Annotated in this window: 8 protein-coding genes; 1 reads left to right on the top strand and 7 read right to left on the bottom strand. The window is 67.4% G+C overall.

Features of this window, described 5'->3' with window-relative positions:
* The 5 genes from FV222_RS13605 to FV222_RS13585 all read right to left on the bottom strand — a co-directional run.
* The coding region (locus FV222_RS13605; RefSeq protein WP_246685427.1) for a GTP-binding protein at positions 1-217 on the bottom strand (217 nt) is incomplete at its 3' end.
* Positions 218-311: 94 nt separating this feature from the next.
* Positions 312-2,387 carry an elongation factor G gene (fusA, locus tag FV222_RS13600; protein WP_147754335.1) on the bottom strand — a complete coding sequence of 692 codons (2,076 nt, stop codon included), beginning with the start codon at positions 2,385-2,387 and terminating at the stop codon, positions 312-314.
* A gap of 31 nt (positions 2,388-2,418) precedes the next feature.
* Positions 2,419-2,889 (bottom strand): 30S ribosomal protein S7, encoded by a 471-nt coding sequence (rpsG, locus tag FV222_RS13595; RefSeq protein ID WP_147728202.1) that lies wholly within the window; start codon positions 2,887-2,889, stop codon positions 2,419-2,421.
* Between the two features lie 143 nt (positions 2,890-3,032).
* On the bottom strand, positions 3,033-3,404 hold the full coding sequence (rpsL, locus tag FV222_RS13590; RefSeq protein WP_066927123.1) for a 30S ribosomal protein S12: 372 nt from the start codon (positions 3,402-3,404) through the stop codon (positions 3,033-3,035).
* 376 nt (positions 3,405-3,780) lie between these two features.
* On the bottom strand, positions 3,781-4,464 hold the full coding sequence (locus FV222_RS13585; RefSeq protein WP_147814654.1) for a DUF805 domain-containing protein: 684 nt from the start codon (positions 4,462-4,464) through the stop codon (positions 3,781-3,783).
* Positions 4,465-4,682: 218 nt separating this feature from the next.
* Here FV222_RS13585 and FV222_RS13580 point away from each other — a divergent pair, with 218 nt between their 5' ends.
* Positions 4,683-5,084, top strand: a complete 402-nt coding sequence (locus FV222_RS13580; RefSeq protein ID WP_147754338.1) for a hypothetical protein — start codon at positions 4,683-4,685, stop codon at positions 5,082-5,084.
* A 114-nt stretch (positions 5,085-5,198) separates the two neighbouring features.
* Here FV222_RS13580 and recA read toward each other — a convergent pair whose 3' ends face one another.
* Together recA and FV222_RS13570 are read right to left on the bottom strand one after the other, a co-directional pair.
* On the bottom strand, positions 5,199-6,293 hold the full coding sequence (gene recA / locus FV222_RS13575; protein WP_147754337.1) for a recombinase RecA: 1,095 nt from the start codon (positions 6,291-6,293) through the stop codon (positions 5,199-5,201).
* Between the two features lie 136 nt (positions 6,294-6,429).
* The coding region (locus tag FV222_RS13570) for a response regulator (RefSeq protein ID WP_246685457.1) at positions 6,430-6,937 on the bottom strand (508 nt) is incomplete at its 5' end.

The following is a 6,937-nucleotide window of genomic DNA, read 5'->3' as shown; positions in this document are numbered from 1 at the left end:
CCGTCTCGTACTCGACGTGCGCCGTCGAGATCGTGATCCCGCGCGCCTTCTCCTCGGGTGCCTTGTCGATCTGGTCGTAGGCCGTGAACGTCGCCCCGCCGGACTCCGCCAGGACCTTCGTGATCGCTGCCGTCAGCGACGTCTTGCCGTGGTCGACGTGACCGATCGTGCCGATGTTGCAGTGCGGCTTCGTGCGGGCAAACTTCTCTTTGGCCATGGTAGCCTCCGGTTCGGTGAGTGGTGCGCGCCGGGCCTGCGGTCAGGCCGGCGACGCGGATGGGATGTCGAGGATCGGCTTACGCGTACTGGAGCTAGGCGTACTTGGCGATGACCTTGTCGGCTTCGCCGCGCGGCACTTCCTCGTAGTGGTCGAACTGCATCGTGAAGTTGGCGCGGCCCTGCGAGAAGGAGCGCAGCTGGTTCACGTAGCCGAACATGTTGGCGAGCGGCACCATCGCGTTGATGACGTTCGCGTTGCCGCGCATGTCCTGGCCCTGGATCTGGCCGCGGCGGGAGTTGAGGTCGCCGATCACCGAGCCGGTATACTCTTCCGGCGAGACGACCTCGACCTTCATCACCGGCTCGAGCAGCACGGAGCCGCCCTTCTGCAGCGCCTCGCGGAGAGCCGCGCGGGACGCGATCTCGAAGGCCAGCGCCGAGGAGTCGACGTCGTGGTAGGCGCCGTCGATCAGCTCCACCTTGATGTCGACCACCGGGAAGCCGGCGAGGATGCCGGCGCCGAGGACCGAGTTGAGGCCCTTCTCGACGCCCGGGATGTACTCCTTCGGCACCGCGCCGCCGATCACCTTCGAGGCGAACTCGAAGCCCTTGCCGGGCTCGTTCGGCTCGACCACGAACTTCACCCGCGCAAACTGGCCGGTACCACCGGTCTGCTTCTTGTGGGTGTAGTCGATCTCGGTCCGGCGGGTCAGCTTCTCGCGGTACGCCACCTGCGGCTGACCGATGTTCGCGTCGACCTTGTAGGTGCGGCGCAGGATGTCGACCTTGATGTCGAGGTGGAGTTCGCCCATCCCGCGAAGGATGGTCTGGCCCGACTCCTGGTCGGTGGAGACGCGGAAGGAAGGGTCCTCGGCCGCGAGCTTGGCGAGCGCGATGCCGAGCTTCTCCTGGTCCGCCTTCGACTTCGGCTCGACCGCGATCTCGATGACGGGTTCGGGGAACTCCATCTTCTCGAGGATCACGACCTTGACCGGGTCCGACAGCGTGTCGCCGGTGCGGGTGTCCTTGAGGCCGGCCAGGGCGACGATGTCGCCGGCGAAGGCCTCCTTGACGTCCTCACGGTTGTTGGCGTGCATCAGGAGCATGCGGCCGACGCGCTCCTTCTTGTCGCGCGAGGAGTTGAGCACGTTGGCGCCCGACTCGATCTTGCCCGAGTACACGCGGCAGAACGTGATCGTCCCGACATGCGGGTCGTCCATGATCTTGAAGGCGAGCATCGAGAAGGGATCGCTGTCGGTCGGATGACGGACGATCTCTTCCTCGGTCTTGAAGTCGAGGCCCTTGATCTCGCCGCGGTCGGCGGGAGACGGCAGGTAGTCGACGACCGCGTCGAGCAGGGGCTGCACGCCCTTGTTCTTGAACGCCGAGCCGCAGAGCACCGGGTGGAAGGCGCGCAGCTGCACGGCGCGGCGGACGAGCATGCGAAGGGTCTCTTCGCTCGGCTCGACGCCGTCGAGGTAGGCGGTCATCGCCTCGTCGTCGAGTTCGACGCAGGCCTCGATCATCTTGGTGCGATACTCGACCGCCTGATCCTTGAGGTCGGCCGGGATCTCTTCCTCGTCGTAGTTGGCGCCGAGCGCCTCGCCCGACCAGACGATCGCCTTCATCTTGATCAGGTCGATCACACCGCGGAAGGTGCTCTCGGCGCCGATCGGCAGCTGCAGGCAGACCGGCTTGCCCGCGACGCGCGTGATGATGTCGGCGACGCACTTGAAGAAGTCGGCGCCGATCTTGTCCATCTTGTTGACGAACACGACGCGCGGCACGTCGTACTTGTCGGCCTGGCGCCAGACGGTCTCGGTCTGGGGCTCGACGCCCTGGTTGCCGTCGAGCACGCACACCGCGCCGTCGAGCACGCGAAGCGAGCGCTCCACCTCGATGGTGAAGTCGACGTGGCCGGGCGTGTCGATGATGTTCAGGCGCTTCTCGCGCCAGAAGCACGTCGTCGCGGCGGACGTGATCGTGATGCCGCGCTCCTGCTCCTGCTCCATCCAGTCCATGGTGGCGGCGCCCTCATGGACCTCGCCGATCTTATGGGACTTGCCGGTGTAGTAGAGGATCCGCTCGGTGGTCGTGGTCTTGCCGGCATCAATGTGGGCCATGATGCCGAAGTTGCGGTAGTCCTCGATCGCGTGGGTGCGGGGCATCGGGATCTCTCCGAAAGGGGCGTCGGGCCGCTTACCAGCGGTAGTGCGAGAAGGCGCGGTTGGCTTCAGCCATCCGGTGCGTGTCTTCCCGCTTCTTGACGGCGTTGCCGCGATTGTTCGCGGCATCGAGGAATTCGGCCGACAGGCGCTCGACCATGGTGCGGTCGTTGCGGCCGCGGGCGGCCTGGATCAGCCAGCGGATCGCCAGCGCCTGGCGGCGCTCGGTACGGACCTCGACGGGAACCTGGTAGGTCGCGCCGCCGACGCGGCGGGAGCGCACCTCGATCATCGGTGCGACGTTCTCGAGGGCCGCGCGGAACACCTCGATCGGGTTGGCGCGGGCGCGGTTCTCGACGATCTCGAAGGCGCCGTAGACGATCCGCTCGGCGACCGACTTCTTGCCCTCGTACATGATCGAATTCATGAACTTGGTGAGAACGATGTCCCCGTACTTCGGGTCGGGGATGATCTCACGCTTCTCGGCGGAATGGCGACGGGACATGGCGGGTTCTTTCGAACGATAAAGAGTCTAAGCACCCCGCGCAGGCCGCCTTGAGCAACTCCCTTCGGAGCGCCGGCGACATCCTTACGAGGCAGTGGAATGCCGTGATGTCCGCCCAGACCAAACGTCTGGGCGAGTCGTGCTTACTTCGGACGCTTGGCGCCGTACTTGGAGCGGCGCTGCTTGCGGTTCTTGACGCCCTGCGTGTCGAGCACGCCGCGCAGGATGTGGTAGCGCACGCCCGGAAGGTCCTTCACGCGGCCGCCACGGATCATGACGACCGAGTGCTCCTGAAGGTTGTGGCCTTCACCGGGGATGTAGCCGATCACCTCGAAGCCGTTGGTGAGGCGGACCTTGGCGACCTTGCGGAGCGCCGAGTTCGGCTTCTTCGGGGTCGTCGTGTAGACGCGGGTGCAGACGCCGCGCTTCTGCGGGCAGGCGTTGAGCGCCGGCACCTTGTTGCGGCTCCGCTGGATCTTCCGCGGCTGCGCGATCAGCTGGTTGATCGTCGGCATCTGGTGCCCTCTTCCTCCGGATCGCGGCGCTGCGCGATCCCGTGCGACGTAACGTGGCTCCCTGCGGAGCCGCCCACGAATGCCCCCGAAGGGAGATCCGCAAAACGAATATGCGCCAGGGGTCGGTGAGGACCCTTGGCGCGCTGTCGGCAGAGGAGCACCCCTGTTGAGGCAGGCGCGCTCGTACCTACTGATCTGACGAGGACGTCAGGCGATGTGAGCCTTCGACGGTGGTTCGGCGCGTCGTCGACGGTCGGTCGGGCTTGTCGCCCAGCCTCGTCAGCAGCCCCCGGGCCGTTCGAAGTGGCGCGCTTCTAGCCTCCATCGCCGGGTGGGTCAATGGTTTCCGGCCGATAATCTCGCCTCCGACGAGAGGTTAAGGTTTTATGCGGGGCGGCGGCGGGCCGAAGCGATTGTCGCCCGGGTCGCCCTGGCGGATCAGGACGGCGAAGAACAGCCATGCGCCGGCGATCAGGGCGAGGAGGCTGCTGACCACGACGACCGCGACGGCGGCGTCTCCGGCGTTCGACAGTGCCAGGGGAACCGCTGCCAACCCCGCTACGAGCGGAACGATCGGCAGCCAGCTCCACCAGCCGCTGCGGTTCACGTCGTGGCACCTCTTGGTCGCGAGCGCGATGCCGGCCCAGGCTGCGACGAGCGAAGCGATCTGGCCGAAGACCGGGATCCAGCCCAGCAGCAGGTTGACGGCGAACAGGACGAGGAAGCCGTAGAGCCAGTAGTCGCCGAGGGTGACGCGTCCGTTCGGGCTGAGATAGAAGCGCGTCCAGTCCGGCTTGGGTGCGCCGTGGAGCGCCACCGGGTGCGTCGGAGCCTCCGCGAAGGCCGGCACGACGCCGGGAATCAGGTACAGGTCGCGCGCCGTTCCGATCGGCCGGGCCGAATCGCCCGATCCGGGCTCGACCTGGAAGTCGACCGCCTCGCCGGCGCGCGGGGCGGCGCTGCGCAGGTCGGTCAGGCCGTAGGCGTAGCGGCGTCCGTCGTCGCCCGCGACGAGGCCCGGGGCCGAGGCTTCCGCAACCGCCAGAACGCGTCCCCGCATCGCCCCGAAATCCTCGTCTCCGCCCGATGCGGTGCTGTGTTCCCCGTGCGGGGCGGCCCGTCAATCCGGGCGTGGCGTGCCGGATCGGGGCAGGTCGTGCCGGATGCGGGCCGACATCGCTCACGGAAGATTAAAGCGATTGGTCGAATTCTCCGCTTCGTCGGGGCGGCGCGCTGCGCCCCCGGCGGTTCGCGATGTCGACGGTCAGGGTGATGCGTATGGGTAGCGTTTCGAGTGCGGCCGAGAACGTCGTCCCCTTCCGGCGGATCGCCGCCGCGGGCCGGCCTCTGCCGTACGAGGGCGGGGTGCGCGAGGGGCAGGCCCGGCGCCGGTCCGAGCAGCGCGCGCTGATGGATGCGGTCTACGCCACGGGGACGCTCACGGTGGCCGCGGGCGACCGCGAGACCAAGCTCATCGCGTCCCGCCTGCAGGTCTACGGGTTCCTCACCGTGGAGGAGGTCGAGCCGGAGGGCTCGCTGCGCCGCCTGCGTCCCTCCGAGGCGATCCGCGCCCGCGCCGAGCGCCCGTGGCGCCTGTCGAAGCCGGCCTATGCCGGGCTTTCGGTCAGCATCCCGACGGTGGACGATTTTCTGTTCGAGCCGACGGGCTTTTCGGCCTGAGATTTACTCGCCCGGCGCTTTTCGATTCGTTGGCCCTGACACGAAAAAGCGCGCCGCCCTCTCGGGCCGGCGCGCTTCTTCGTTCTGGATGGCTGATTCGAGGCGGTGCGGGACTTAAGCCTCGCCCTCGTCGAGCTCGTCCTCGGTCGGCTTGGCGTTCTCGAGGATCTTCTCGGCGACGAGCCCGGAATTCTGCCGGATCGACGCCTCGATCTTGCCGGCGATCTCGGGGTTGTCGCGCAGGAACCCCTTCGAGTTCTCGCGGCCCTGGCCGAGGCGCTGGCTGTTGTAGGAGAACCAGGCGCCGGACTTCTCGACGATGCCGGCCTTGACGCCGAGGTCGATCAGCTCGCCAACCTTCGACACGCCCTCGCCGAACATGATGTCGAACTCGACCTGCTTGAACGGCGGCGCGACCTTGTTCTTGACGACCTTGACGCGGACCTGGTTGCCGATCGCCTCGTCGCGATCCTTCAGGGTCGAGATGCGGCGGATGTCGAGGCGGACCGAGGCGTAGAACTTCAGCGCGTTGCCGCCGGTGGTCGTCTCCGGGCTGCCGTACATCACGCCGATCTTCATCCGGATCTGGTTGATGAAGATCACCATGCACTTCGAGCGCGAGATCGAGCCGGTGAGCTTGCGCAGGGCCTGGCTCATCAGGCGCGCCTGGAGGCCGGGCTGGCTGTCGCCCATCTCGCCCTCGATCTCGGCGCGGGGCGTCAGCGCCGCCACCGAGTCGACCACGAGCACGTCGATGGCGCCGGAGCGCACCAGCGTGTCGGTGATTTCGAGCGCCTGCTCGCCGGTATCGGGCTGCGAGATCAGCAGGTCGTCGAGCTGGACGCCGAGCTTGCGCGCATAGATCGGATCGAGGGCGTGCTCGGCATCGACGAAGGCGCAGACGCCGCCCGTCTTCTGGGCCTCGGCGATGGTGTGGAGCGCGAGCGTGGTCTTGCCCGAGGATTCCGGCCCGTAGATCTCGATGACGCGGCCCCGCGGCAGGCCGCCGACGCCGAGCGCGATGTCGAGGCCGAGCGAGCCGGTCGAGACGGTCTCGACCTCCGCGATCTTGTCGTTCTTGCCGAGCCGCATGATCGAGCCCTTGCCGAAGGCCCGCTCGATCTGGGACAGCGCGGCGTCGATCGCCTTCGCCTTGTCCTTGTCCACCATGCCGGGGGTTTCCACCACTTTCAGTGCGGCCTGAGCCATCGTTCGGCATCCTTATGCAGGGGTTGGGCGCGCATCTCAATGCGCCGGAACCTGCATTTGATGTACCTGTTTTGTTCTTGTCCAGCAAGGACGAAATCGGCCCACGGGGGAGCCTTTTCCGCGCCTGCCCGCCGCCTTACGGCTCGGCCATCGTCGCCTTCACCGTCTCGACGAGCTGCTTGAGGCTGAAGGGCTTGGGCAGGAAGTTGAAGGTCTCGCCCTCGGGCAGGTTCTTGCGGAACGCGTCCTCGGCGTAGCCCGAGACGAAGATCACCTTGAGGTCCGGCAGGTGCTTGCGAATCTCGCGCAGCAGGGTCGGGCCGTCCATCTCCGGCATCACCACGTCGGAGACGACGAGGTCGATCTGATGGCCGCCCTCGCGCACGATGTGGAGCGCGTCGATGCCGGAGGCGGCCTCGAGCACGGTGTAGCCGCGGGCCGAGAGCGCGCGGCTGTTGACGGCGCGGACCGGATCCTCGTCCTCGACGAGGAGAATCACCCCCTGCCCGGTATGGTCGGCCGAGGGCTTTCGCGGAGGCGTCTTCGGAGCGGGTGCCGCCGGCGGATTGCCGACGAGGACGAAGTTCTCGCCCCCCGGCTGCGCGCCGGCCGCAGAAACGGACGCGTCGGCCGCGGCCGGCGGC

The sequence above is a fragment of the Methylobacterium sp. WL103 genome, assembly GCF_008039885.1.
GTDB classification, from domain to species: Bacteria; Pseudomonadota; Alphaproteobacteria; order Rhizobiales; family Beijerinckiaceae; genus Methylobacterium; species Methylobacterium cerastii.
This window is presented reverse-complemented; position numbering and strand designations above follow the sequence as displayed.